Genomic DNA, 25,946 nt, shown 5'->3' on the forward strand with positions numbered 1-25,946 from the left:
CAGCCAGTGACAACTGAGTACGTTTTCGGCCACAACGTTGCTTATTGCGCATATAGTGATCTTGATAATCAGCAATTGAGGCACCGGTTTCCAGGTAACGATAAACGCGATAAACGGTTTCGGCACAACGGTTGATCATTTGGGCCACTCGGTACGCTTTAAGCTTTTGCACGAAAGAATGGGCGATGATTGTCAGCTCGTTTGTGGTAAGATGGGTGTAAGTCATTTGTGGTTTCCTTTCTTTTGTTTAGGGGTATTCAAAAGTCTACCACAAATGGCTTTTCTATTTTTCTAACTTAATTTTACAAACGGCGTTGTAAATAATAAAGGCTCCATGAATCTTTAATATCAAGCAGCTCATTACGAGTTGGGTCTCCGGTATTAGTCCGTTCAATTTTAATCACTTCCGCTCCTAGCCATGCTAAAAGCTAAGTACAGGAAGGCCCCGATTGAACCTGTGTCCAGTCCACAATTTTAATTCCTTTTAATGGTGCATTTTCACTTTGTTCAGTCATTATGATAGCTCCTCTCATTTTCTTCAAGTGGTTGTAAATTAAGCTTTGGATTTAGATTCCCAATATGGCCAGATTCTTTCCCCATCGATGGTGCAATTTGAACATTAATAATATTTGGGCGTCCCGAGTTAACAGCTCTTGCAAAGACATTTTTCATCTCATCGTAATTACTTACAAAATAATTATCGCCACCAAAGGCCTTAGCCATTAAATCATACCTTGCAGTTGGATCAAGAGTAGTTGGCCCAAGTTGATTGGGAACAACTTGGCCGATCCCGTTATAAATTCAGCCATTATTGATAATAACGACCGTAATCGGCAACTTATATCGACAAATCGTTTCAATCTCCATCCCATCAAAACCAAATGCACTATCGCCATCAAGCGCAACAACATGTTTTCCTGTTTCAACCACCGCAGCAATTGCATAACCAAGGCCAACACCCATGACGCCCCAAGTTCCCGTATCGAGCCGATGACGGGGGAGCTGCATTCCAATCATATCGCGTCCAATGTCAAGCGTATTAGCCCCCTCACTGACTAGATAGGTGTCTGGGTGTTGTTGGAAGTATTCAGCAATAGGCGCAATCGCTCCATAATATCCAAATTTTTGTGCTACTTTACCATTAGCAATTCGTTGCGCAAACTTTTTGTCATTTTTCTCAGTATCTTGCGCAATTTGCTCTAACCATGCTGTGGGCGCTTGATATCCAGTTGCCAATAGCGCCGGAACCAATTTACCTAAAATCGACTTAAGATCTCCTTGGAGCGGGGCGCTAATTGGCTGTGAGGAATCAAACTGCGTGGCATCGATGTCTAGCTGAACAAATTTTGCATGCGGGTTAAATTGTGGGGCATCCCCATATGAAAGCATCCAGTTTAAACGGGCACCAATTACAATTACTACATCGGCATTTCATAGTGAAAGAGAACGAGCCGCTGCAGCAGAATGAGGACTATCATCTGGAATTAACCCTTTTGCCATCGACATTGGCAAAAATGGAATATTCGTTTCAGCTACTAATTGTTGCACTTGTTTTTCGGTCTGATCATAGGCAGCTCCTTTTCCTAAAATAATAAGGGGCTTTTTGGCATTCTTGATTAAATCAACCGCTCGTGATATTGCTTCATCATTAGGTACCTGTTTAGGGGCAGGATCAACTAACTTATAAACCCCAAAATTAGATTGATCAGCAGTATCTTCTTGAACAATTGTGTCAGCTGGAATATCAAGATAAACACCACCAGGGCGGCCTGAAACTGCTGTCCGAATTGCTCTTGCAACAGCTAATCCCATATCTTCTGCTCGATCAACCCGATAAGCTTTTTTGCAGAAGGGTTTTGCCGCATTATATTGGTCAAAACCTTCATAATCGCCCTGTGATAAGTCAATAATATGGCGTTCAGACGAACCTGAAATCATAATCAACGGAAAACAATTCTTAGTAGCTTGAGCTAAAGCTGTTAATCCATTCAAAAAACCGGGTGCTGAAACAGTCAATGTAACGCCAGTTTTTTGCGTTAAGTAACCAGTTGCCGCGGCGGCATTAACTGCTGAATCTTCACGGTGAAAACCATAATATTTCATTCCGCGTAATTCAGCGAGCCGCGCTAAATCGGTTACCGGGATTCCAACTATTTCATACATCCGGTTAATATTATTCTCATGCAAGGCCTTTATTAATAAATTGGCACCTGTCTTATTTAAAGAATCGCCTACCATAATTTGGCTCCCTTCTATCATTAAAAATTTAATAGAATCAGTGCACTGTTGATAGCTTTGTATACAATTCTTTTATAAGACAATTCAAAAAGATTCAAAAAGATTGGCAAATAATATGATTACTTTTACTTTACCAGTTCGAAAACTAATTTTTCATCAGTAGACAGATCTTCCCGAAAATGGTAACCGCCGATATTAAACTGCTTGACGCCTTCAATTGTTTGAATTTGGTTTTCTGCTAAATATCGCACCATATTCCCACGAGCCATTTTAGCTAATGTTGCTTTTTGTTTTATCTTTCCATCTATTTCTTCCCCAAAAATACATTTGATAAATCGATCTTGAGTTTGTAGATAAGGAGTAATTGCCTTTTCGTATTCAACCGAAGCTAAGCTAATTACTAAATCATTATTCTTATAGAGTTCATGATAAAGTTGTTCTCCCCAAAAGTCATAAAGATTATTATATCCATTCACTGGCGCCATGTCACCCATCCCTAAGCGGTAAGGTATTATTCCATCAAACGGCCGTAAAATACCATAAAATCCTGATAATATCCGTAAATTGTCTTGAACGTATTTCAACCCATCATCTGAGAAAACACTTGGCGCCATATATTGATATTGCAGACCAGTAAAAGCAATAATTGCTGGCGTCAGCTTTCGTTGAAGATCCATTTGTTGGAGCCATTGATAATTTTTTATCGCTAAACGCGAGCTGCAATTCCCCCATACTTTGTGTAACTCATCATAAGATAAGCTCCTCATCCACCCTAAAATGTCTTTTGTCTGCTGAAGAAATTCCGGCAAATCTTTGTAAAGTAAAGAGTCGGTATCAACTTGCATTGTTCGTGCTGGAGAAATGATTATTTTCACATATCTCATCCTTTCAAAATTTTTTTGTAAGCTTTTTCAGCTAATTGGTCTAATTAGATTTATGTTTCCTACACCCACTTGATGATTGCGCTTTCAGTAAATCGTTTCAATAATTTTGGTATAGGATAAATCCCGTCATTTCAACTTGTGAAGCGCTTGACAAGCTTTTTTGATGGTTGTAAATTAATTCATCGTAGAGAGAAAGTGAATAACTTCACCAAATGATTGGTCAAGTTGGAAGGGAGAATATAAATGGAACAAGAAAAAGTTCCAGTACAAGGTCAAGTTGCCGAGCGAACAATTTCATTAACTGCTAGTTGGGCATACTTTGCACTGTCAATTGTTATTAACTCAATGGGGAACGTCCTAACACTTGTTACAAGTTCACACGTCCACCCACAATTTCTTGGCTCCGCTTATTGGACAGCCGCAGAAAACAACCTAGGGATTGCCGTTTTAGGGAACAATTCAATGACCCTTTTCTGGGCTTTCATGGTCTTAGGGATGTTAACTTCTGTCCTCAACGCAATTTTGATGCATAAGTGGGACTGGCGACGAATTGGTGGTAATTTTATTTTCATGTTGCCATTTTCTATTTTTATCCAGTGGTTCTCTGACATCTTTAACCGAATTATGCCGGACGCCACTACCTTACCGATGATTATCCTATATGTTTTCATTAACTTCTTAGGGGTTGCTTTCATCGGAACCGCCATTTCAATTTATCAGCGTGTCAACCTCGTGTTACACCCCGCTGATGACCTTTTCCAAATTATTCGTTTCCGTTATTGCCATGGTAACGCAACGATTGCGATGTGGTTATCATACATTCCACCAACAATTATGGCAATTATCGCTGCATTCATGCAAGGCGGTATTTACAACTTTGGATTAGGAACTTTATTTGCCCTTGCCTTCCAAGGTGCAATTACTGGTTGGGCAGACCGTCATATCTTCCCTAAATTAAAGCACCAGGCACTTGATATTGGTAATTAAAATTTATACAGGAGTGATTTATTATGGCATTTAACAAGAGTTTAGCAGGTTACTTTGACGATGTACAACACATTGGGATTCCAACCGATGATATGGCAAAAACAATTGCTTTTTGGGAAAAGCTTGGTTTCAAGAAACTTGGCGAATTTGATACTGATGACCAAGGAAATGAAGTTGTTTTCATGCAATATGGTCACCTCACTTTAGAAATCTGGACTGGCGACGGTGCCGTTCACGAAACGGGTGCTATTAACCACATTTCCCTTAATACTAGTGATGCTGACGCGGCTTTCAAGGCTGCTAAGGCTGAAGGTTTCAACCTAAAGGACGATGAAGTTCAACACCTTGACTTCTGGGATAAGGGAATTAAGTTCTTCAACATTGAAGGTCCTAACAGTGAAACAATCGAATTTTGTGAAATTGTAAAATAAAACATCAAAGGCGAGTGGAAAATAACCTCCTCGACAAGGCGGTTGGCTAAGCTAGGACGATGATTAGCACGGCACAGGCTGATTATCGTTCGTACTTAGACTCGAGCCTTGTGATTATTTTCCACGTTATCTTACTATTGTTCATAAAAGCAGTTGAGGCTGAGAGAAAACAAAAGTTTTCTCTCAGCCTCGCCTTTTTATAAGCTTTTTAATTAGAGCTATGATTTTTTACTATATTGATGTGGGTGGTATCCATTATAAAATTGAAAAATCGCAAGGACAATGTTAGTCCAATTCATCAACCGAAACCAAGGAGCAATTCCGCCCCCGCCATTGCTGGCAGCGTAAAACGTCCAAAAACCAATTACTACTGCCACTACATTTATCCAGGCAAACGTTCTTGACATCATCCGATTATTAAGGCGCGCAATTGTCCAGACTAGATTGACAATAAATCAAAATGCTAAAACCCAAAATACTGCACTAAACATAATAATCACTTCCCTTATATGTTAGCCTACTTTTGTTTCTTCATAGTCATGATATAACAAAAATTATAACATTATCAAGAAATATAGTTTTCTGCATTTCGTGTTACAATTGCATGATAAGGAGGCGTTCAATATGTCTGAACAAGAAAAAAGTGCTGCTCAACAGCGAATTGACAATGCTGTTTACGGTACACCAAAAATCAAGCCCGATGAACAGCGAAAATATCTCGGAACATTCCGTGAACGCGTCTGTCTAACAATTAGTGTTCAAGAACTACAGGAACAAGATTGGACAAAGGCATTAACTGCCGAGTTAGATCGTGGAATTGGCAACCTTGTTTTTATCAACGGTAATCTCCCTCACGACGAAATTCATCCATACATTCAAACTGCTGCTAAAGATAATGCTCAATTTACATTGAAAACCGATCCAGAATATAAAACTGACCCAGACTCATTAGTAGTTGTCGTGGCGGCAAAAACAGCTGTTTACCAATCACCAGTCGACGTCAAAAAACGATATCCTAATCTGGTAAATTCAAATAATAGTATGACTGAAAAAAACAATGATCAACATCAAAGTTTTTTCCACCATCTCTTCCATAGAAAGGATCGTGGCTAATATATGCAACAACCACTTGCTTATCGAATGCGGCCGCGAACGTTAGATGAAGTGGTCGGTCAACAACACCTTGTCGGACCAGGTAAAATCATCTCACGCATGGTTAAAGCAAAAATGCTTTCTTCAATGATTCTATACGGCCCTCCCGGAACTGGTAAGACCAGCATTGCCAGTGCGATTGCTGGTTCAACTAAATATGCTTTTCGAAAACTAAATGCGGCAACTGATACAAAAAAGGATTTACAAATCGTCGCAGAAGAAGCTAAGATGAGCGGAACTGTAATCTTACTACTCGACGAAATCCATCGGTTAGATAAAGTAAAACAAGATTTTCTTCTTCCGCACCTCGAAAACGGACGAATTATCCTCATCGGGGCGACAACAGAAAATCCATATATTAGTATTAATCCCGCCATTCGCAGTCGGACGCAAATTTTCCCAGTTTACTCACTTTCAACTGATGAAATGAAGACCGCTATCCAGCGTGCATTAGTTGATAAAGAACGCGGTCTGGGTAATCTACCATTAGTCCTTGAAGAAAACGCCGAGGACCAACTAGTAGCAGCGACCAATGGTGATCTTCGAAGTGCCTTAAATGGATTGGAACTTGCTGCCAAATCAACTGATCCAAGTGAAGATGGGAAAATTCATCTTACGCTACCGATTATTGAAGAAAGCGTCCAGAAAAAGGCGTTATCCGCTGATAAAGATGGCGATGCTCATTATGATGTCATCTCAGCCTTTCAAAAGTCTATTCGCGGGTCAGATACTGATGCGGCCCTCCACTATCTTGCTCGTTTAATTGAAGCCGGTGACCTGCCTATTATTGCACGGCGCCTAATGGTCACAGCCTACGAAGATATTGGACTTGCGAATATGCCTGCCGTGCAACGAGCTGTTACGGCAGTTCAAACTGCAGAACGAGTGGGCTTTCCAGAGGCACGAATTCCCTTAGCAGATGCTGTCATCGAACTATGCCTGTCACCAAAATCCAATTCGGGAATTAATGCAATTGATGAAGCTCTTGCTCAGGTCCGCCAAGGTGGCTTTGGTGACGTTCCACCTCACCTTAAAGATGCTCATTATAAAGGAGCTGCTAAGCTAGGGCACGGGATAGATTATGATTACCCTCATGACCACCCTCAAGATTGGGTAGCTCAGCAATATTTGCCTGACCGAATTAAAGATGCCCAATACTACCAACCCAAAAATAATGGTCGTTTTGAAGCTAGTTTGGGCCGACAATATTGGCAATTACGAAAAGCTCAACAACATACTTTAAGAGGTAAACATCACCCGAGCAAATAATTGCACCAACCACTTAAAAATGCTATTATAAAAGTGAAAATTCTGTAGTGTACGCGTTGTCTAAACGCAGGTTTGCCTTACAGTCTTATTACTTTGGGACTAGTGCATTGCCTTTTGGACAACATGCCTTTACACTTGGTAGTTGAATATTAGACAGCCGTGTCCCACCTGTCTTAAACACAGGTCAACACTGAATGACAATTAACGGCACCAACGGAGTTTTCGTACATATTTAGTGAGGGTGAGAAAGATTTTTGCTTTTTCTCACCCTCATTTTAATTTCATTATAGATAGGATAGATTTTTATGTTGTTACCACTTCTAATGACTCTGTTTGGTTTAATTGCTCTTTTTGAAGGAATCTTTCTCTTAACCCACATCCATAAGCCATTTCTTGTTTTCGATCCTACTAAAAGTAAATATTTAGCTCCACAATTAAAAAATTGGGGGATTGTGATGACCGTCGTCGGTATTCTAAGTATCATTTCTGGATGGACAAACAATACTGGATTCCTAGTTATTATGGTAATCATTGGCTGTGTCAGCGAAACGTTAATGGCTTTCGCAATTACTGCTGATTTTCGCATAAATCATCGCAAGTAATGTTTCGTAGGCGCTTTACGCTCAATAGTGAAAAAGTGTATAATAAGTATATAATATAAAGATTTCAGGAGGGCACTACAATTATGGCACAAGAATACAAACACATTTTAGTTCCTGTTGACGGTTCTAAAGAAGCTGAATTGGCTTTTAAGAAAGCTGTTGCTGTAGCAAAACGTAATGGTGCAGACACTGAATTACGTTTACTTCACGTTGTTGACACACGTGCATTCCAAAATATTTCTAGTTTCGATACTTCAATGGTTGAACAAGTTACAGAAACTGCAAAGAAGACTTTAGACAAGTACATCGACTATGCTAAAGAGCACGGTGTTGAAAATGCTAGTTACTCCATTGAATATGGTGCTCCAAAGACAATTATTGCTCGGGATATGCCAAAGGAAATGGGTGCTGACCTCATTATGATTGGTGCTACTGGGCTAAACGCTGTTGAACGAATTTTGATCGGTTCTGTTACCGAATTTGTTACTAGAACAGCCATTTGCGATGTTCTAGTAGTACGGACCGATTTGGATAACAAGCCAATCGAAAATCCAAAGAAGCGTCGGTTCTAAATATCAAGATAAAATCAATCAAATGCTTCATAGGCGTTAGCAGGTTGCTAATTATATGGAGCATTTTTTATATATTCAAAACTACTTTTATTAAGATAGGAGTGCAAAGCATTGGAAGTGAAATATGAAACAGTAAAGCAAACTTTACGAAACGAAATTATTGATGGAAAATATAAAATCAATGAAAAACTGCCAACTGAAAGTGCCTTAATGAAACGTTTTAATGTGTCCCGTTATACAATTCGTCGCGCTGTTGGGGACCTTGAAAACGAGCACTATATTTACCGTATTCAAGGTGGTGGGATGTTTGTTCAAGACTGGCAACGCGATTGGACAAAAAGCGAAAAAAATAAAATCATTGGGGTAATCAGCACTCATATGGCTGACTATATCTTCCCTCCAATCATTTCCGGAATTGATAGTGTGGTAACAGAACAAGGTTACTCAATGATTGTTGGAAATACGCTTAATGACCATAAACGTGAACGCCAAACAATCTTAAATATGTTGGATCTTCAAATTGCTGGATTAATTATTGAGCCGACTGAAAGCGCCATGCCTAATCCTAACTTAGACCTTTATCGGCAAGTCCAGAAATATAAAATTCCAACAATCCTATTTCACTCTACTTATCCTGGCTTTGATTTTCCTTCTTTACTGACAAAAGACCGGGAAGCAGAGGAGAATTTGGTAAAATACCTCTTCAGTCTTGGACACACTAATATTTTAGGAGTATTCCAAATCGATGATCAACAAGGGGTTGACCGCATGGCTGGAATGATCAAAGCCTATCAAGATAATAATATCCCCACCACTAAATCAAATGTTATTATGTACCAATCGAGCGAAAATTACGAAGATATTATTAAAAAAATCGATATGATGCTTAATAGTAATAATGATATTACTACTATTGCCTGCTATAATGACCGCCTTGCAACAAGAGTTATTAGTCATCTTCAGAAACAGGGAAAACAAGTGCCGACTGATATTTCAGTAATAGGTTTTGATAACTATGAAATGGCACAAATTATCTCCCCTAGCCTCACTACAGCTAATCACCCCAAACGTCAACTAGGTGAAGATGCTGGGAAAATGATCTTAAAAATGATTGCAGGCGAAGAAGTCACTTCAAAAGTTTATACCCCAACAATAATTAAGGGACAATCGACTGCTCCGCTTATTACAAAGGAGAATACCAATGAATAATGAAGTAAAACAATTATTACTTGCTGATGGTCAATCAATGCCTCAAGAAGGATTTGGCTTATATAAAATCACTGATCAAAGTACGATTACCTCCGCGATAAAGTATGCCTATAATGCTGGCTATCGTCTTTTTGATACCGCGCAATTATATAAAAACGAAGCAGAGGTCGGGAACGCTTTACAGGAGCTTGGCTTACCCCGTGAGGAACTTTTCATTACCACAAAAGTATCGGAACCTAATCAAGGGTTTAAGCAAACAATCACCTCTATTAAAGACTCCCTTCAAAAGTTGAAACTCGATTATGTTAACCTTCTGCTTATTCATTGGCCAATTGAACGAGCTTTCTTTGACACTTGGGCAGCCCTTGAAGAATTAAAAAAGGAAGGTCTGACCCATTCAATCGGTGTTAGTAACTATCAAATGATTCACCTTCAGTATCTTGCTACTCAAGCGCATGAGATGCCCGTTATTAATCAAATCGAACGTCATCCTCGCCTAAACCAACAACCATTGCTCCAATACGATAAGGAACATGATATTGTTACCCAGGCGTGGAGTCCGCTTGGGCGTGGAACCATCCTCGACAATCCAACCCTCAATAAGATCGCTGCTAACCATCATAAGTCTGCTGCTCAAGTTGTCCTCCGCTGGCAATTGCAAAGCGGGGTCGCCTTCATTCCGAAGTCAGTTCATGAAGCGCGAATCAAGCAAAATATTAACATCTATGACTTCACATTAAGCGACGAGGAAATGACTGCTATTAATAACTTAAATAACTTTACACGCGTAGGTAAAGAACCAGCACTAGTTTACGAATATAACCTTAAATATTAAGAATGATAAAGGGAACCAAGATAACGGCCGTCACATGACCATATCTTAGTTCCCTTTTTGCATTAAAAATAACCTGGGAAATAATCAATTATTCTACATATGGATTCTCTTTAATGATCCGTGCTGGATTACCCGCAATAACAACATTATCACCAAACGACTTTGTCACTACACTTCCAGCACCAACAATTACATTATTACCCAAAGTTACACCTGGACAAATAATTGCCCCGCCACCAATCCACGCATTATCCCCAATAGTGACATCCTTACTTTGGCCGTAAGCTCCATTGCGCCGTAATCGTGGGTTCAAGAGATGATTAACAGTATAAATCTGCACTCGCGGTCCCAATAAACAATGCTTCCCAATCCGAATTGAACTAACATCAAGCATGACACAATCATAATTAGCGAAAAAATCATCATCTACATAAATGTTATAACCATAATCACATTTGAATTGCGGATGAACTTCACACTTTTCGCCAACGTGTCCAAACAATTGACGAATCACAGTATTGCTTGCAGTCGGGTTCATCTCGCCAAGAGCATTAAATCGCTCAACTAATTGACGGGCATATTGACGCTCTTTAACTAATTCGGGATCGTAAACGTTAAAAGCTTCCCCTGCTAGCATTTTCTCTTTTTCAGTTTTTATTTTTCCATCTCCTGATAAAAAATGGTTCTACTCGTCTCGAGGTTTGCCGAGTAGAACCATTTTGAGGATTTTTAATTTGAATTAACTATTCAATAAAATCAACTTTAACATCTAACATTCCGAAAAGATCTTTAATTTGTTGTGGTTTCAAACTGAAACTCAAGATTGTGTGGTGACCACCACCAGCATGCATCCAGCGTTCAGCACCTTCCTTTAAGCCAACAGTTGGTGTCCATAACTGCTTAGCAACTGGAAGATGAGGCGTTTCAGCTTCTGGCTTATGACAATCAACTGAGTAACCAATAACCTTGTAACCATCGTTGAAGTATGAAAGGGTAACATCGACAGCCTTACCTTCACGACCAGTAAATACTAACCGTGCTGGGTCATCTTTACCACCAATGTCTAATGGGTGAACTTCAACTCGTGGCTTATCTGAAGCAATTGTTGGGTCAACTTCAAGCATGTGTGAACCAAGAATTGCTTGGTGACCTGAACGAAGGTCTAATGTGTAGTCTTCCATAAAGGCAGTAGCAACATTATCAGCAGCAATCTTCAATAAGCGATCCATTCCGGCAGACTTCCAATCACCTTCAGCACCAAAGCCGTAGCCATCACGCATCAATAATTGAGCAGCTAACCCAGGTAATTCTTCAAGGCCATGCAAGTCTTCAAAGTTGGTGGTAAAGCCAGTGTAGCCTTTTTCATCCATAAACTTCTTCAAACCAAGATATTCACGAAGTTGGTAACGAACTGAGTGTTCATAGTGTTCCTTAGTATTATCACCTTGGACCATTTCATAACGACTTGCTAAGTCCTTGTAAGCAGCATCAATTTCTTCTTTACTGATACCATTTACATATTCTACTAAGTCACTTACTGGCCAGTAGTCAACAGTCCAGCCAAGGAACATTTGGGCTTCAACTTTGTCACCTTCAGTAACGGCAACGTTCCGCATTGTATCACCAAAACGAACAATCTTAATGTTAAAGCTTTCGTTGTAAGCAACCGCAACATTTTGCCAGTCAGCGATTTCTTCTTGAACTTCTTCATCTCCCCAGAAGCCGTAAACAATCTTGTTATGCTTTTGTAAACGAGCGTTAATGTAAGCATATTCACGGTCACCATGAGCTGATTGGTTTAAGTTCATGTAATCAAAGTCAATGGTGTCATATGGAATCTTGTTCAAGTATTGAGTTGCTAAGTGAAGCAGTGGCTTTTGTAAAAGCTTAGTTCCCCGAATCCAGTTCTTTGCTGGTGAGAAGGTATGCATCCATGTCATAACACCGGCAACGTTGTCATTGTAGTTAGCTTCCTTCATAAACTTAGTGATTCCTTCAGCAGTTGTCATAACACCCTTGAAGACAACCTTGTAAGGCAACTTACCACTTTCGTTTAACTTATTAACAATATCTTCAGCATCAGCAGCAACTGACTTTAATTGTTCTTCACCGTAAAGGAATTGACTACCAGTAACAAACCAAAATTCGTAATTCTTAATATCCATGAGATTACACTCCTTTTATCCTAAAAAAGTTTTTAAATGTAGCTACCAAATTAATTAAGCGTGAGCTGCATGATCTTTTGAATGCGCATTATTTTGTCCGTAATATGCATTCGCACCATGCTTGCGGTAATAGTGTTTGTCCAACAAGTATTGAGGTAAGTGAAGGTCTTGGTGCGTTAATTGCATTGCATGATAATCTTCTTCTGCCACAACTTCTAACACCTTAGCATTATAAACTGCTTTGTCAGGTGTTGGCCCCCAAGTAAATGGACCATGTTGCATTACTAATGCCGCTGGGGTTGCTTCATAGTCCAAACCCCGTTCCTTGAATGAACGAACGATTACCTTTCCTGTATTACCTTCATAGTCTTCTTCAATTTCTTCCTTCGTCAAAGCATCAGCAGCTGGGACATCAGTATAGAAAGTATCAGCGTGAGTGGTATTCATTGCTGGAACATCCATCCGTGCAGCTGCAAACGCTACTGCCCATGGTGAATGAGTATGAACGACTCCACCAATCTTTGGGAAGTGATTATAGAGGTAAGTGTGAGTAGGAGTATCACTGGATGGATTCAAGTCACCCTCGACTACCTCACCATCCAAGTTGACAACAACCATGTCTTCCGGCTTCATCTCTTCATATGGAACTCCAGAAGGTTTAATAACAAACAATCCTTTTTCACGGTCAATCCCTGAAACATTGCCCCATGTAAAGGAAACAAGGCCTAGTTTAGGAAGCCGCATATTTGCTTCATAAACTTCTTTCTTTAAATCTTCTAACATGTACTATTTACTCCCTTTCTCTTCACGTTCTTTAATGTCATCACCAGCTAATGCTTCAACAGGTAAGCCTGCTTGGTAACGAGTAATAAAGCTTTCATATCCTTTTACGCCAGCAGGTTCTGGTGTAAGGGTCATACTTTCTGGATTCTTAAAGACTTTTTCGTCAAGGTAATCTGCTAGGGATTCTTTTCCGTACGTTTCAGCATACTTAGCAAGAACCGCCATTCCCCATGGTCCACCTTCACTGGCAGTATTCATGATTGTAATTGGGATATTTAAGGCATTCGCCAAAACTTGTTGCCCAATAACTGGTGTCCCAAAGAGTCCTCCTTGCGCAACCATGACATCGGTTTGAACGTGTTCTTCATTTAGTAAGATATCCATCCCAATCTTCAATGGCGCAAATGCTGCATAGAGTTGAGTAAGGAAGAAGTTAGCGAGGTTCATCTTACTATTTGGAGTACGGACAAATAGGGGACGTCCTTCCTGAATCTTGGTAATATTTTCACCAGAAAGATAACTATAATTAATTAATCCACCAGCATCTGGGTCGGAGTGAACCGTTGAATCAAATAGGGTCTCGTAAAGCGTATTGGTATCGATCTTGGCTCCAATTGCATTAGCAAAATCTCTAAATAATCCAACCCAGGCGTTAATATCAGAAGAACAATTATTGATATGAACCATGGCTACTGGATCACCGGTTGGCGTAGTAACAATATCAATATCACGGTGAAGCTTCTTTAATGGAGCATCTAACACATTCATTGAGAAGGCTGAAGTTCCAACCGAAATATTTCCTGTCCGTTTTCGAACACTGTTAGTTCCAACCATTCCAGTTCCTGCATCCCCTTCTGGAGGGGCCATCAAACTACCAGCTTGCAAAGTCCCACTTGGATCAAGTAACTTTGCTCCATCAGCAGTTAAGTGACCTGCATCGCGTCCAGCTACCAGGACTGCAGGCAAAATATTCTTAAGCTGCCATGGGTATTGTTCAACTTCTGGTAATGAGTTGAATTTTTCAATAAAGTCTTGACGATAAGTTAATGTTTGATCATCGATTGGAAATACTCCTGAGGCATCCCCAATTCCTAAAACTTTTTCACCCGAAAGTTTCCAGTGAACATAACCAGCTAAAGTTGTAATGAAATCAATGTCTTTAACATGCGGTTCCTTGTTCAAAATTGCTTGGTAGAGGTGAGCAATACTCCATCGTTGTGGAATATTAAAATCAAATAAATCAGTTAACTTATCTGCGGATTCCTCAGTGATGTTATTCCGCCAGGTTCTAAATGGAACAAGTAATTGGTTATTTTTATCAAATGGTAGGTACCCATGCATCATGGCACTGACACCGATTGAACTAATTTCATCCAAGCTCACATGGTACTTACTTTGGACATCTGCCTTAATCTTGGCATAAGCAGCTTGAATCCCTTCCCAAACTTGATCCAGCGGGTATGTCCAGATCCCGTCTTTCAATTGGTTTTCCCAGGTATAGCTCCCAGAAGAGATTGTTTCAAAATCTGAATTAATCAAGACTGCTTTAATTCGGGTAGAGCCTAACTCAATTCCTAGTGAAGCCTGACCATTTTTTACTTGTGTCGCTGTTTCACGTAAATTCATAGAGTATTCCTCCTAGTTTTCAGGATTGCTGGCCTTTACTCGACCATGGTTTGTTCCTTGCTCTTCAATTTCTTCAAGAGTGTGCCCACGAGTTTCTGGAACACAAGTCTTAACAAAGATAACTCCTAAGATACAGATAATTCCGAAGATCGCGAAAACAGCTTCTTGTGGCATACTTGCCGTCATAATTGGGAAGATAAGACCAACTAACCATGATCCAATCCAGTTAAATGATGAAGCTAAACCAGAGGCACGACCCCGGATAGCTAGTGGGAAGATTTCACCAACAAGCACCCATGTTAACGGAGCCCATGTGAAGGAGTAGAACGCAACATAGATACATAAGAACACAACAATTGTCATCGGATTCATATTTGGCATCATCCAATTAATAACGGCTGGAAGAATGAAGGAAAGTCCCATGACAGCACCACCAACCATTAACAATGTCCGCCGGTTAAATTTATCAGCAATCCACATGTAAACCAGGGAACCAACAACCAAGATAACCCCTTGAACAATTGGCCACATTAAGTTTGAAGATGCAGCTTGGCCAGTTGCCTTTTGAACAATTAATGGAATGTAGTAGAAGATCGCGTTTGCACCTTGGAATTGTTGGAAGGCTGCAACCCCAACCCCAGCAATAACTAGGTAACGATACTTGCCACTGAATAAGGTTGACCAACTTGTCTTTTGATTTGCTTGTCGCTCTTCTTTAGCAGTTTCTTTAATACTTGCTAATTCTTGGTCAATCTCAGCTGGATTTTTACGAATGTAAGAAAGAACTTTCCGCGCTTGGGCTTCATCACCTTTACGCAATAAGAACCGTGGAGATTCTGGCAAACGAAGAACACCAAGGAATAAGATTAAAGCAGGAACAGCTGCCAATCCTAACATAAGACGCCATGCCCATTCACCAGGAAGGTCTTTCAATAGGAAGTCAACAACATATGACAATAACATTCCAGAAACAATCATTGTTTGGTTAAGTCCAGATAAACGTCCACGTGCTTTAGCTGGTGCCATTTCGGACATATAAGCTGGTACCAACGCTGAGGCAGCCCCTACCGCTAAACCTAAAAGCATCCGGACAATAATCAGATAGTAGGCACTTGCTTCGCCCATGTCTGGTGAAACACCAGATAAAACGGAGAATACCATGAATACAATTGCAGACATTAAAATCATTTTCCGCCGACCAAACTTATCAGAAAGTTGTCCGGCTAATGCGCCCCCGAAGATAGCCCCAAACATAACTGCTGAAGTAATCCAACCAACTAGAGAAGCTGCATTTTCAAGGTGCCAATCAGCTTGTAAGAAAGGTAAGGCACCAGTCATAACACCGATATCGTAACCAAATAGGATGCCCCCAAATGATCCGAAGAAGTAGATAAATGCACTTGATATTTTCTTCTCGGCTTTAGCCATTACATTCATCCTCCTTAAAAATTAAAAAGTAATAGTTTTTCATGAACATGAACGCGCTTTCATTGAACAATTATTACTATAAAATATTTGTACGGATAAATCAAGTAAATTATTTAAAATTAATCATAACCAATTGTGAAAAAGCATTTTATACATTTAACAATTTCATGTCTATCTTGTATTTAGAAGCAGTTATGCATGTGAAAAATATTTTTATTTTTTACTACTAAAAAAGACTAATTCTTGTTTAATGCACATAAACTGAAATTAGTCTTTAATAATCAATTAAGTTTTTATTAATTATTTATACGGATAAATCTTTAAATTTATACTAAAAAACGAAGCTGAGACATCTTAACCATCTCTCAGCTTCGTTTTTCAGTTACGTATATTAATTAAATTTCTAAATTCTTTAACTCTAATAGAATTGTATCTTCTGCTACTGATCCATTACGAGCAATGCTAAGACTTTCAGCAATCTTTAAAGCCTTTTTAGCTTCTTCCTTGTCGTTCTTTAGGATGTAGCTACGACCTATATAAAGATATAGTTCATCTAATAAGAATAATGAATCATGTTCCCGACAAAGTTCAATTCCCTTATTAGCAACTTCAATAGCGTTATCAGGGTCTTCAAGTTGCAGATATAATTCTGCAATTTGACAATCAATTGATGCCCACTGATAAAGGCTCCCAATCAATTTTTTATTATCAATCAGTTTTACAGACCGGTTAGTTAACCGTCCTGCCCGTTCTTTATCACCACGTTTTAAGTAAGCAAGCGCCATTCCTGCAGTTGTCATAGCTAAATAAATATTAGCACTAGTAGTAGCAAATTGAGTTAAAACAAGTTCAAAATTAAAAATGGCTTCATCAATTTGATTACTTTCAACTTGAACCATTCCTACTAGATAGTAGTAACGTTGTTTATCAAAATCACTTTCTAGATTTTTTACATGAACCTTCTTCAAAAGCGCTGAAGCATCTTCAAAATTGCGTGAAATCAAATTATCAACGATTTGGTTGAATGTTTCATTAATTCCACTAACTTCATTTTCGACAATTCGATCAGAAGAAATATTTAAGCGTTCACATATTGCCGTTAAAATATCCATTTTGGGTAAGCGATTTTGTTTTTCCATTAGGCTGATTGTCGCTTGAGTACAAATCCCTTCAGCTAAAGCCGTTTGGGACAATCCACGCTTGCGACGAATTTGTTTTAATACGTCTCCTCGGAGTCTCATTGTTTACCTTCCTTAATCATAATTGTTGAATATAAAATATGTACTCTATGAACTGTACCATTGCCAATCGTATTATACCACCATTAGCAACAAAAATTACTTTGGTTTTACCTAGGTCTTTTATTATAGGCCAAAAATAAATCAATACTATTTTTATGTTTAAAATACAATAAATTTTATAAAAAATAAATGCTTATAACCACCTTCAAAGTCACCCCCTGCGATGGTTATAAAGTACTATAAGTAGTGTGACTGTAAGCTACTCTAACGCTTACAAAAACTACGTATCTTCATTATATTATAAATTTTGCTTACTGCAATACTAAACCACGGATTTCATACCATTATGATAATATTTACTTCCTGCTATAATTTTAATAATAAAAATAGTTAGCACATTGTCTTCACAACATCCTAACCATTAAATAATTATTCTTTAGTCTTCGTTATATTTCTTTTGACCAACACGTTCAGTACCAAGCTTACGGAAGTCGTATTTAATCTTGCTGTTTCGTTCAAATTCTTGTAATCCTAATTGAATTAACCGATCAATCAAGTCAGAATATGAAATACCAGAAACTTCCCACATTTGAGGGTACAGACTAATGTTAGTAAATCCTGGTAATGTATTTGGTTCACCAAGATAAGGAACATTATTGCTGTCAACTAAAAAGTCAATCCGAGCCATTCCCTTCATTCCTAATGCCTTGTATGCTTTCAAAGCCATATCTGTAATTTCATCAACTAAGTATTGTGGTAATTTAACAGGAAGTTCAAAAACAACCCCGCTGGCATCCACAAACTTGTTTTCGTAATCATAGAATGGATCGTCCTTAGGTACACGAACAGCTCCTAACTTAGAGGCAATTGGATGTTCATTTCCTAAGATTGAAATCTCAATTTCTTGAGGATTAGCGATCCCCTGTTCTACTAAGATCTTGTAATCATACTTAAAAGCATCATCTAACGCTTTTTCATATTCTTCAGCGTTAGTAACTCGATGAATTCCAACGGAGGAACCTTGCTTAGCTGGCTTTACAAAAGTGAGATTACCTAATTTTTCTTCAATCCGGCCCCATGAATAATCAGCCCGGTTTTCTGGCGTAACTACTACATAGGGGGTGTTGCGAATACCAGCTTGACTAATAATCTTCTTAGTAAGATCCTTGTCAAAAGACATCGCACTAGCTGCAATATTTGAACCAACGTATGGCTTATTAAGGAGCTTAAAGAGGCCTTGAATTGTACCATCTTCACCTAAATTACCATGGATAACAGGGAAGAAGAAATCAATTTCCTTTTGTTCGTTTAAGGCCATAATTGGTGCTAATAGACTACTCATATCCATCTTTTGATATGCTTCTGCTACCACTTGGTCTTCAGGTTCACCATCAAAGATCTTTTGAGAATCCTCATTGCCTAATAGAATTCCATCCTTTGTAAACATAAAAAGACTTACATCATATTTTTCCTTATCAAGAGCATCATAGATATTATGTGCTGATCGCTTTGACACATCATGTTCAGAGGAGTTACCACCAAATAATAAAGCGATGTGTAATTTTTTGGTCATAATAAATACCACCTTAAATATTTTTATCTTAGCCGTTTTCCTAGAACCTTAAGTATAACATGAACTGGAAAGATCCGCCAATACTAAATAGGAGACTAAAATCAAGGTTCCCCTAATCCTAGTCTCCTATTTTTTATTTAACTTCAACAATCCAGTTTTTTTCCATATCGCTTGAATTTAATCCAGCCGGATCATCAATAATAGCTTCATTTATTTTGGTAATCTTACCATCAATGGGACTATCCACATCGGTAACTGCTTTTTCTGCTTCAACTGTAATAAATTTGTCAGCTTGTTTCAAAGTTGTCCCTACTGCTGGTACATCGATGAAACTTACTTCTCCTAACTCATCACGGCCTTCATCGTTTAAGCCGACACGCTTAGTACCATCTGCTTGCTCTTTTACCCAAAAATAATCTTTTGCCATTTTATAACCTCACTATCTAAATTCACGATTACTGCTAAACATATAAGAATGATGATGGTAACGCATCGACATTACCATTCCAATCCCAATCAAGTTACCAATTAATGAGGATCCCCCAGCACTAATAAATGGAAGCGGAATACCTGTTAATGGTAATAGACCGATGTTCATTCCAATATTTTCAAAAACGTGGAATAAAATCATCATGATAACTCCAGTTGAGATATAAGCATAGAATTCGTTCTTGGTATCGAATGTTACTCGAATCATTAAGTAGATCAGTAACAAGTAGATAAGGATTAATAAAACCCCACCAATGAACCCAAAATTCTCACCGATAACGGAAAAAATCATATCTGATTCACGAACCGGAACATAAACCTTTGAGTTATTAAAACCAGTTCCAGTAATACCACCCGAACCAACCGCTTTAATACTCTGCCATAACTGATACCCTTGGTTAGTTGTATCCTGTTCTGGATGAAGCCAGGTATCAACCCGATCAAACTGGTATGCTTGAAACCCAACATGTTCAAGTATTTGTCGCCCAACCGAACTAGTTACCATCGCTAAGGCTGAGCCCCCAACAACAACTAATATCGTAGCTGCTGGCGCCAAAATTCGCCAAGTAACTCCAGAAACTAAGACCATTCCACAGAAAATAGCGAAGAATACTAACCCAGTCCCAAAGTCATTTTGAAACTTCAGCGAAATTAAAATTGGTAATAGCCATAAGAACATCGTCCCAATTAATCGCCAATCTGAATCAACAGTATGCACACTATATCGGTTATTATGAGTCGTAATAACACGCCCCATCATTAAAATATAGGCAGGCTTCATTATTTCCGAAGGCTGAAACGTAAATGGTCCAATTGCAAACCAACTCTTAGCCCCGGTACTAGCATAATAGGCTCGACTATAAAAGACTAGGATTGCGAACATTAAAAATACACTTAGCCAGTATACAATTGGTGCTAATTTCCATAATTGTTCAGCATCAAATTGCATAATGACAATAATAAGGATTGTTCCAACCGCATACCAAACCAACTGGGTAATAACCTGTCGTGCTACACTAGTTTGCTGCCGATCATGAACTGCCGCTACATAGATTGAAGCAAGACCAATCAAGGCTAACAAAAGAACACAAAATATAATTCCCCAGTCAATCCGACTTTCTACATCATTTTGCGAACGTTGCATTACCAAACTCCTTTACAAAATATTAATCAAAGAGGATGGTTCACCAAACTAATGCTGGTGAAGATGATATTGTTGAAGGACTATTTCTAATCCCTCTTCTTGAGAACGAACATAAAATTCGCTCTGGTCACTTATCAGCATTGCTTTGAAACGTTCATTATCGGTTACAACTTCACCAATCAATCGGTCTCCAATAAAAATTTGTTGAACCGGTTGATTACGACGTTCAATATCTTTAACGCTGACTTCTACTTTTTTATCTTTCTTTGACACTTTTTCACCCTTAATAACTATTATTACCCCTGACGACGAAAAGTAAAATGATTAGGTACCGGATCATAGCCACCACGAGAAAACGGCTGACAACGAAGGAGCCGCCAACTTCCGAGCAATATCCCCTTTAAACCAAAGCGTTGTAAAGCTTCTAACATGTACTGTGAACATGAGGGGGTAAAGCGACATACGCGAAATGGTCGTTGGGCGGAAATGCCTTGTTGATACCAGCGTATAAGGTCACATAAAATCCTTACCATTTCAACTTACTTCTTTCGTTCAGTCTTTTGCATCCGTTCTAACATTTCACCAGCACCCTTAGCAACATTGTCTAATGGGTCTTGTGAAACAACAACCGGTACCTTTAGACGAGCACTGAATAATTGATCGACACCCTTTAACAAAGAAGTACCACCGGTTAACATTATTCCCCGGTCAATAATATCACTAGCTAACTCTGGTGGAATTGTTTCTAATACATTTACAGCGGCTGAAACAATTTGTTCAAGCGTATCGTGCAATGCTTCTTCAATTTCATTTTCATTAACCGTGATTTGCTTTGGCATTCCAGTAGCTACATCACGACCACGAACATCCATTGTTTCAGGATCATCAACCCGTAATGCAGTCCCGAGTTCCATTTTGATCTTTTCAGCAGTATGTTCACCAATTACTAGGCCGTGCTTATTCTTAATATAAGAAGCAATATCACTATTCATCTTATCACCGGCCATCCGAATTGACTGGCTTGAGACAATATCGCCTAATGAAAGAATGGCGATATCACTGGTACCACCACCCATATCAATGACCATGTTTCCACGAGGTTTAAAAATGTCTAATCCAGCACCAATTGCTGCTACTTTAGGCTCGTATTCAAGGTAAACTTTACCACCACCAGATTGTTCAGCGGCTTGAATAATTGCCTTTCGTTCAATCTCAGTAATATTCGTTGGTGCGCAGATCATGATGTTTGGCTTTGACATAAACCCTTTAACGCTTAGTTTACCAATAAAGTAGGAAAGCATTTCTTGAGTAACATCAAAATCAGAAATAACTCCATCCTTTAATGGACGAATAGCCCGAATGTTACTAGGAGTACGTCCAACCATTCGGTATGCTTCTGAACCAACAGCCAATACTTTATTGGTTTTTGTATCAACCGCCACAACTGACGGTTCATTTAGAACAATACCCTTGCCTTGAACATAAATCAAAACATTGGCAGTTCCCAAATCAATTCCAATATCCTTTGCCATTAATTTCTTCTCCTTTTAGCTAGTTAAGTTTTAACACTAAACTCGTTAATATCGTTCGTAATTATACCACAAAATAGGGATACAGATAGACGTCGCTTACGAATCTTTAATCTTGATTTGTTTTATTCTTAGAAGGCTTTACCGCCAATTTAATTTTATCCTCGACATCAATTCGATCAATCTTGGCCCCTAATTGTTGTAACTTTTGGTGAAGATGGTAATATCCCCGATCAATATATTTTAGGTTACGAACCTGGGTAATTCCATCAGCAACTAACCCGGCCAATACTAAAGCAGCCCCCGCTCGTAAATCAGAGGCAGCTACTTCAGCGCCACTAAAACACGTGGGACCATTTAAAACCGCAACTGGACCATTAATTTGAAAATCGGCGTTCATTCGTCGTAATTCTTCTAAATGCATAAAACGCTTCTCAAAAATCGTCTCATCTAGGGTACTGGTCCCATTTGCCAAAAGCTGGAGAACGGACATTTGTGGTTGAAGATCAGTAGGAAATCCTGGGTATGGAAGAGTCTTAATATTCGTGGGAATTAGAACAGAAGTCCCAAGAACACGGATCCCGTCTTCTTGAACGATGACTGTCACCCCTATTTCCTCCAATTTAGCAATTAGTGAGGTGTTATGCTCAGCGATTGCTCCTTCAACCACTACATCACCATTAGTAATGGCTGTCGCAATCATAAATGTTCCTGCCTCAATTCTATCTGGCATTACTGTATGTTCACAACCATGAAGGAAATTAACCCCTTGAATCCGGATAATGTCTGTTCCAGCACCATGAACACGTGCACCCATTTTATTCAACATATTTGCTAAATCAACAATTTCAGGCTCACTGGCGGCATTTTCAATTGTTGTAATTCCCTGCGCAAGGGTTGCTGCCATCATCAGATTTTGTGTTGCACCGACACTAGGAAAATCTAGATAAATATGATCACCAATTAAGTGTTCAGCCCGTGCTTCTAAGTATCCATCATGTTGCTCAATAACCGCTCCTAATTGACGTAATCCCTTAAGATGTAAATCAATTGGCCGCGAACCAATCGCACATCCACCAGGAAGCGCAATTTGCGCATGACCTGTCCGAGCTAGCAAGGGGCCTAAGACTACCATCGATGCCCGCATCCGGCTAACATATTCTAATGGTGCTTCAGATAATACAGGGTCAGCTGCATCAATTGTTAAAACATGCTTATTTTTATCAAAATCTACTTTTATATTTAAGAACCGTAATAACTGATTCATTGTCGTTACATCCGATAAAATGGGAACATTTGATAATTTAATGTTTCCACTAGAAGCCAAAATAGATGCCGCTTGAATTGGTAAGACTGCATTTTTTGCTCCTTCAACTTTAACTCGACCGGTTAACCTCTGACCGCCCTTAACAACAATTTTTTCCATAAGATCCTCCAGTAAATACTATCGAATTAAATATGTCAAATTACCAATTGCACTTAGGATATTTAAGAAAAATGTCGCACATAAATATCCTAGTCCAGTAGCCATCAAAACAATAAGTAGAGGCAATGTACGTGGTGGTCGGTTAAAAAAATGCTCAAAATGTATCCCTTGAATAGCAAAAAACGCTAACCAGACAAATGCCAGTTGCACTATTATTTCTATTAGCGCTCGTAATCCTGTAATTTGCAATCGATCACCCTCTTTTAAACTAAATTCAATCATATCATATCACATGATTAAATTATTAATTCGTAAAAAAGCTTAATGATCTTTTAACCGAAAAGGAAATGAGACTAAATTGCTTGCGAGTTTTTAGTCCCACCCCGTAAAGATAGTTAGGCAGCTACTGCGTTTTAGCAGTTTACACTTTAAAATAATAAAGAGGTTGGATTATTTTCTCCAACCTCTTTTTGATATTATACCTTAGATATTGCGTTGCTTAGAAGCAGCATTCAAACGGTTAATTGCACGCTTGAGGTGAACTTCTGCACGTGATAAATCGCTCTGGTTATGCTTCTTCTTTGCTTCTTCGATTGCAGACTCAGAACGCTTTTTAGCTCTCTGTGCCCGCTCAACGTCAATTGCTTCAGGCATTTCAGCACTATCAGCTGCGATTATAGCATTTTGACCATCAAATTGAATGATCCCACCGTTAACCGCTGCAACTTCATCAGTGCCTTCAGAATGTTTAATTCGAACTGTACTGATTTCAAGTGCAGCAATTAATGGTACGTGGTTAGCCATGATTCCCATTTGTCCACCAGCAGTGTTCATAACGAGCATAGTAACCTTATCATTATCATAGACGGTGCCATCTGGAGTAATAATAGTGACCTTAAAAGTATTTTCAGCCATAATTATCCCTCCTAGTCTTCTGAGCTATCTTCGTCAGTCTCAGCCTTCATTTTCTTTGCCTTTTCAACAACGTCTTCAATTGGTCCAACTAACCGGAAAGCTTCTTCTGGAAGATCATCATACTTACCAGCAAGAATTTCCTTAAAGCCTTTAATTGTTTCCTTTAATGGAACATATTTACCAGGTAAACCTGTAAATTGGGAAGCAACACTAAAGCTTTGGGAAAGGAAGTTTTGAATCCGCCGTGCACGAGCAACGATTGTCTTTTCTTCGTCAGATAATTCATCCATACCTAAAATAGAGATGATATCTTGAAGTTCATGGTATCGTTGAAGAACGTGTTGAACCTGTGTAGCAACTTCATAGTGTTCTTTACCAACAATTTCTGGAGTAAGAGCAGTAGAAGTTGAAGCTAATGGGTCAACGGCTGGATAAATACCGATTTGGGTTAATCGACGTTCCAAGTTAGTAGTTGCATCCAAGTGGGCAAATGTCGTAGCTGGTGCAGGGTCGGTATAGTCATCAGCTGGAACATAAACGGCTTGAATAGACGTAATAGATCCCTTCTTAGTTGAAGTAATCCGTTCCTGTAACTGACCCATTTCAGTAGCTAATGTTGGCTGGTAACCAACGGCAGAAGGAATCCGACCCAAGAGGGCAGAAACTTCTGAACCAGCTTGTGTAAACCGGAAGATGTTATCGATAAAGAGCAAAACATCTTGTCCCTTTACATCACGGAAGTATTCCGCAATTGTTAAACCAGTTAAGGCAACCCGCATACGGGCACCAGGTGGTTCGTTCATCTGACCATAAACCATGGCCGTCTTTTCAAGAACTCCAGAGGCCTTCATTTCATAGTACATGTCATTACCTTCACGGGTACGTTCACCAACCCCTGTGAAGACAGAAATACCATTATGACCTTGAGCAATGTTATGAATCAATTCCTGAATCAAAACGGTTTTACCAACACCGGCACCACCGAATAGACCAATCTTACCACCACGAACATATGGAGCTAGTAAATCAATAACCTTGATCCCAGTTTCCAAAATTTCGGTAGCATTGTTTAAGTCATCATACTTTGGTGCATCGCGGTGAATAGGCATCCGCTTTGCATCAGGACCAAATTTCGGTCCGTTGTCAACAGGTTCCCCTAAGACGTTAAATACTCGTCCCAGAGTATCATCACCAACTGGTACACTAATTGATGCGCCAGTGTTTTCAACTTCCATACCACGTTGAAGACCATCAGTACCGTCCATGGCAATTGTTCGAACAACACCATCACCTAATTCCAAGGCAACTTCAGTTGTTAAAGTCTTACCATCGCTTTCCTTAATCTTCAAAGCGTCATTAATTTCAGGAAGTTTTTCGTCTAAGGGAAATTCAACATCAACAACTGGTCCGATAACTTGTAAAACTTTACCAGAACTCATGTTGTTTCC

At 39.1% G+C, this 25,946-nt stretch carries 26 protein-coding genes, 1 other RNA gene and 3 pseudogenes; 9 read left to right on the forward strand and 21 right to left on the reverse strand.

What is annotated here, in order from left to right; all coding sequences use genetic code 11:
- The 4 genes and pseudogenes from QOS06_RS04385 to yaaA all read right to left on the reverse strand — a co-directional run.
- Nucleotides 1-226 (reverse strand): annotated as a pseudogene (locus tag QOS06_RS04385) (IS30 family transposase); the annotation flags it as partial.
- 88 nt (nucleotides 227-314) lie between these two features.
- Nucleotides 315-515, reverse strand: a pseudogene (locus tag QOS06_RS04390) (CoA transferase); the annotation flags it as partial.
- Nucleotides 508-2,238, reverse strand: a pseudogene (gene oxc / locus QOS06_RS04395) (oxalyl-CoA decarboxylase). The pseudogenes QOS06_RS04390 and oxc, both read right to left, overlap by 8 nt.
- Before the next feature lie 125 nt (nucleotides 2,239-2,363).
- A complete protein-coding gene (gene yaaA / locus QOS06_RS04400; RefSeq protein ID WP_283595556.1) occupies nucleotides 2,364-3,113 on the reverse strand; it encodes a peroxide stress protein YaaA in 750 nt (249 codons plus the stop codon).
- A gap of 252 nt (nucleotides 3,114-3,365) precedes the next feature.
- Here yaaA and QOS06_RS04405 point away from each other — a divergent pair, with 252 nt between their 5' ends.
- Both QOS06_RS04405 and QOS06_RS04410 read left to right on the forward strand, forming a co-directional pair.
- Nucleotides 3,366-4,109 (forward strand): DUF6198 family protein, encoded by a 744-nt coding sequence (locus QOS06_RS04405; RefSeq protein WP_229285956.1) that lies wholly within the window; start codon nucleotides 3,366-3,368, stop codon nucleotides 4,107-4,109.
- Between the two features lie 23 nt (nucleotides 4,110-4,132).
- Complete coding sequence (locus QOS06_RS04410; protein ID WP_003672370.1) at nucleotides 4,133-4,540, forward strand: VOC family protein; 408 nt, start codon at nucleotides 4,133-4,135, stop codon at nucleotides 4,538-4,540.
- A gap of 218 nt (nucleotides 4,541-4,758) precedes the next feature.
- Here QOS06_RS04410 and QOS06_RS04415 read toward each other — a convergent pair whose 3' ends face one another.
- On the reverse strand, nucleotides 4,759-4,992 hold the full coding sequence (locus QOS06_RS04415) for a hypothetical protein (protein ID WP_225364327.1): 234 nt from the start codon (nucleotides 4,990-4,992) through the stop codon (nucleotides 4,759-4,761).
- 172 nt (nucleotides 4,993-5,164) lie between these two features.
- Between QOS06_RS04415 and QOS06_RS04420 the strand changes: the two genes are divergently transcribed.
- The 7 genes from QOS06_RS04420 (at nucleotide 5,165) to QOS06_RS04445 (ending at nucleotide 10,179) form a co-directional block, all read left to right on the forward strand.
- On the forward strand, nucleotides 5,165-5,653 hold the full coding sequence (locus tag QOS06_RS04420) for a YueI family protein (RefSeq protein ID WP_283595558.1): 489 nt from the start codon (nucleotides 5,165-5,167) through the stop codon (nucleotides 5,651-5,653).
- A gap of 3 nt (nucleotides 5,654-5,656) precedes the next feature.
- Nucleotides 5,657-6,961 carry a replication-associated recombination protein A gene (locus QOS06_RS04425; RefSeq protein WP_107690439.1) on the forward strand — a complete coding sequence of 435 codons (1,305 nt, stop codon included), beginning with the start codon at nucleotides 5,657-5,659 and terminating at the stop codon, nucleotides 6,959-6,961.
- A 36-nt stretch (nucleotides 6,962-6,997) separates the two neighbouring features.
- Nucleotides 6,998-7,185, forward strand: a non-coding RNA gene (ssrS, locus tag QOS06_RS11135) — 6S RNA.
- Nucleotides 7,186-7,266: 81 nt separating this feature from the next.
- Nucleotides 7,267-7,563 (forward strand): hypothetical protein, encoded by a 297-nt coding sequence (locus tag QOS06_RS04430; RefSeq protein ID WP_107690438.1) that lies wholly within the window; start codon nucleotides 7,267-7,269, stop codon nucleotides 7,561-7,563.
- A gap of 83 nt (nucleotides 7,564-7,646) precedes the next feature.
- On the forward strand, nucleotides 7,647-8,135 hold the full coding sequence (locus QOS06_RS04435; RefSeq protein WP_003666602.1) for a universal stress protein: 489 nt from the start codon (nucleotides 7,647-7,649) through the stop codon (nucleotides 8,133-8,135).
- A gap of 111 nt (nucleotides 8,136-8,246) precedes the next feature.
- Nucleotides 8,247-9,344 (forward strand): GntR family transcriptional regulator, encoded by a 1,098-nt coding sequence (locus QOS06_RS04440; RefSeq protein ID WP_283595560.1) that lies wholly within the window; start codon nucleotides 8,247-8,249, stop codon nucleotides 9,342-9,344.
- Complete coding sequence (locus QOS06_RS04445; RefSeq protein ID WP_283595561.1) at nucleotides 9,337-10,179, forward strand: aldo/keto reductase; 843 nt, start codon at nucleotides 9,337-9,339, stop codon at nucleotides 10,177-10,179. Before QOS06_RS04440 ends, QOS06_RS04445 begins: the two co-directional genes overlap by 8 nt.
- 88 nt (nucleotides 10,180-10,267) lie before the next feature.
- Here QOS06_RS04445 and QOS06_RS04450 read toward each other — a convergent pair whose 3' ends face one another.
- The 16 genes from QOS06_RS04450 to atpD form a co-directional block, all read right to left on the reverse strand.
- A complete protein-coding gene (locus tag QOS06_RS04450) occupies nucleotides 10,268-10,837 on the reverse strand; it encodes a sugar O-acetyltransferase (RefSeq protein ID WP_283595580.1) in 570 nt (189 codons plus the stop codon).
- A gap of 85 nt (nucleotides 10,838-10,922) precedes the next feature.
- On the reverse strand, nucleotides 10,923-12,344 hold the full coding sequence (araA, locus tag QOS06_RS04455) for an L-arabinose isomerase (RefSeq protein WP_078009152.1): 1,422 nt from the start codon (nucleotides 12,342-12,344) through the stop codon (nucleotides 10,923-10,925).
- Nucleotides 12,345-12,398: 54 nt separating this feature from the next.
- Entirely contained in the window at nucleotides 12,399-13,127 is a 729-nt protein-coding gene (locus QOS06_RS04460) for an L-ribulose-5-phosphate 4-epimerase (RefSeq protein WP_003666594.1), read from the reverse strand.
- 3 nt (nucleotides 13,128-13,130) lie between these two features.
- A complete protein-coding gene (locus QOS06_RS04465; protein WP_085649436.1) occupies nucleotides 13,131-14,753 on the reverse strand; it encodes a xylulokinase in 1,623 nt (540 codons plus the stop codon).
- 12 nt (nucleotides 14,754-14,765) lie between these two features.
- Nucleotides 14,766-16,190, reverse strand: coding sequence for a sugar porter family MFS transporter (locus QOS06_RS04470; RefSeq protein WP_065532721.1), 1,425 nt, complete (start codon nucleotides 16,188-16,190; stop codon nucleotides 14,766-14,768).
- A 386-nt stretch (nucleotides 16,191-16,576) separates the two neighbouring features.
- Nucleotides 16,577-17,422, reverse strand: coding sequence for a helix-turn-helix domain-containing protein (locus tag QOS06_RS04475; protein ID WP_283595562.1), 846 nt, complete (start codon nucleotides 17,420-17,422; stop codon nucleotides 16,577-16,579).
- A gap of 436 nt (nucleotides 17,423-17,858) precedes the next feature.
- A complete protein-coding gene (locus QOS06_RS04480) occupies nucleotides 17,859-18,995 on the reverse strand; it encodes a D-alanine--D-alanine ligase family protein (RefSeq protein WP_085649438.1) in 1,137 nt (378 codons plus the stop codon).
- 133 nt (nucleotides 18,996-19,128) lie between these two features.
- Nucleotides 19,129-19,422, reverse strand: a complete 294-nt coding sequence (locus tag QOS06_RS04485; protein WP_283595563.1) for a glycine cleavage system H family protein — start codon at nucleotides 19,420-19,422, stop codon at nucleotides 19,129-19,131.
- A gap of 12 nt (nucleotides 19,423-19,434) precedes the next feature.
- Nucleotides 19,435-20,628: an FtsW/RodA/SpoVE family cell cycle protein gene (locus QOS06_RS04490; protein ID WP_003666583.1), complete on the reverse strand. Its 1,194-nt coding sequence runs from the start codon at nucleotides 20,626-20,628 to the stop codon at nucleotides 19,435-19,437.
- A gap of 48 nt (nucleotides 20,629-20,676) precedes the next feature.
- Complete coding sequence (locus QOS06_RS04495; protein WP_003666580.1) at nucleotides 20,677-20,901, reverse strand: DUF2969 domain-containing protein; 225 nt, start codon at nucleotides 20,899-20,901, stop codon at nucleotides 20,677-20,679.
- A 23-nt stretch (nucleotides 20,902-20,924) separates the two neighbouring features.
- A complete protein-coding gene (gene yidD / locus QOS06_RS04500) occupies nucleotides 20,925-21,161 on the reverse strand; it encodes a membrane protein insertion efficiency factor YidD (protein WP_011953410.1) in 237 nt (78 codons plus the stop codon).
- Nucleotides 21,162-21,167: 6 nt separating this feature from the next.
- A complete protein-coding gene (locus tag QOS06_RS04505) occupies nucleotides 21,168-22,160 on the reverse strand; it encodes a rod shape-determining protein (RefSeq protein ID WP_003666578.1) in 993 nt (330 codons plus the stop codon).
- A 106-nt stretch (nucleotides 22,161-22,266) separates the two neighbouring features.
- Nucleotides 22,267-23,583 carry a UDP-N-acetylglucosamine 1-carboxyvinyltransferase gene (gene murA, locus QOS06_RS04510; RefSeq protein WP_283595564.1) on the reverse strand — a complete coding sequence of 439 codons (1,317 nt, stop codon included), beginning with the start codon at nucleotides 23,581-23,583 and terminating at the stop codon, nucleotides 22,267-22,269.
- Nucleotides 23,584-23,601: 18 nt separating this feature from the next.
- Nucleotides 23,602-23,865, reverse strand: a complete 264-nt coding sequence (locus QOS06_RS04515; RefSeq protein WP_003667560.1) for a DUF1146 family protein — start codon at nucleotides 23,863-23,865, stop codon at nucleotides 23,602-23,604.
- A 201-nt stretch (nucleotides 23,866-24,066) separates the two neighbouring features.
- A complete protein-coding gene (locus tag QOS06_RS04520; RefSeq protein ID WP_098046379.1) occupies nucleotides 24,067-24,498 on the reverse strand; it encodes a F0F1 ATP synthase subunit epsilon in 432 nt (143 codons plus the stop codon).
- Nucleotides 24,499-24,509: 11 nt separating this feature from the next.
- On the reverse strand, nucleotides 24,510-25,937 hold the full coding sequence (atpD, locus tag QOS06_RS04525; protein WP_003666573.1) for a F0F1 ATP synthase subunit beta: 1,428 nt from the start codon (nucleotides 25,935-25,937) through the stop codon (nucleotides 24,510-24,512).
- Nucleotides 25,938-25,946 lie beyond the last annotated feature (9 nt).

The organism is Limosilactobacillus sp. DJ3M12, from assembly GCF_947381695.1.
Taxonomy (GTDB): domain Bacteria; phylum Bacillota; class Bacilli; order Lactobacillales; family Lactobacillaceae; genus Limosilactobacillus; species Limosilactobacillus kinnaridis.

Bases quoted from the DNA above. Each gene is read 5' to 3' on its own strand.
- yidD (WP_011953410.1), bottom strand. From the start codon at position 21,161: ATGGTAAGGATTTTATGTGACCTTATACGCTGGTATCAACAAGGCATT.
- QOS06_RS04425 (WP_107690439.1), top strand. From the start codon at position 5,657: ATGCAACAACCACTTGCTTATCGAATGCGGCCGCGAACGTTAGATGAA.
- QOS06_RS04490 (WP_003666583.1), bottom strand. From the start codon at position 20,628: ATGCAACGTTCGCAAAATGATGTAGAAAGTCGGATTGACTGGGGAATT.
- QOS06_RS04480 (WP_085649438.1), bottom strand. From the start codon at position 18,995: ATGACCAAAAAATTACACATCGCTTTATTATTTGGTGGTAACTCCTCT.
- QOS06_RS04505 (WP_003666578.1), bottom strand. From the start codon at position 22,160: ATGGCAAAGGATATTGGAATTGATTTGGGAACTGCCAATGTTTTGATT.
- QOS06_RS04405 (WP_229285956.1), top strand. From the start codon at position 3,366: ATGGAACAAGAAAAAGTTCCAGTACAAGGTCAAGTTGCCGAGCGAACA.
- QOS06_RS04460 (WP_003666594.1), bottom strand. From the start codon at position 13,127: ATGTTAGAAGATTTAAAGAAAGAAGTTTATGAAGCAAATATGCGGCTT.
- QOS06_RS04445 (WP_283595561.1), top strand. From the start codon at position 9,337: ATGAATAATGAAGTAAAACAATTATTACTTGCTGATGGTCAATCAATG.
- QOS06_RS04465 (WP_085649436.1), bottom strand. From the start codon at position 14,753: ATGAATTTACGTGAAACAGCGACACAAGTAAAAAATGGTCAGGCTTCA.
- QOS06_RS04435 (WP_003666602.1), top strand. From the start codon at position 7,647: ATGGCACAAGAATACAAACACATTTTAGTTCCTGTTGACGGTTCTAAA.
- atpD (WP_003666573.1), bottom strand. From the start codon at position 25,937: ATGAGTTCTGGTAAAGTTTTACAAGTTATCGGACCAGTTGTTGATGTT.
- QOS06_RS04430 (WP_107690438.1), top strand. From the start codon at position 7,267: ATGTTGTTACCACTTCTAATGACTCTGTTTGGTTTAATTGCTCTTTTT.
- QOS06_RS04475 (WP_283595562.1), bottom strand. From the start codon at position 17,422: ATGAGACTCCGAGGAGACGTATTAAAACAAATTCGTCGCAAGCGTGGA.
- araA (WP_078009152.1), bottom strand. From the start codon at position 12,344: ATGGATATTAAGAATTACGAATTTTGGTTTGTTACTGGTAGTCAATTC.
- QOS06_RS04420 (WP_283595558.1), top strand. From the start codon at position 5,165: ATGTCTGAACAAGAAAAAAGTGCTGCTCAACAGCGAATTGACAATGCT.
- QOS06_RS04410 (WP_003672370.1), top strand. From the start codon at position 4,133: ATGGCATTTAACAAGAGTTTAGCAGGTTACTTTGACGATGTACAACAC.
- QOS06_RS04515 (WP_003667560.1), bottom strand. From the start codon at position 23,865: ATGATTGAATTTAGTTTAAAAGAGGGTGATCGATTGCAAATTACAGGA.
- QOS06_RS04485 (WP_283595563.1), bottom strand. From the start codon at position 19,422: ATGGCAAAAGATTATTTTTGGGTAAAAGAGCAAGCAGATGGTACTAAG.
- QOS06_RS04470 (WP_065532721.1), bottom strand. From the start codon at position 16,190: ATGAATGTAATGGCTAAAGCCGAGAAGAAAATATCAAGTGCATTTATC.
- murA (WP_283595564.1), bottom strand. From the start codon at position 23,583: ATGGAAAAAATTGTTGTTAAGGGCGGTCAGAGGTTAACCGGTCGAGTT.
- QOS06_RS04520 (WP_098046379.1), bottom strand. From the start codon at position 24,498: ATGGCTGAAAATACTTTTAAGGTCACTATTATTACTCCAGATGGCACC.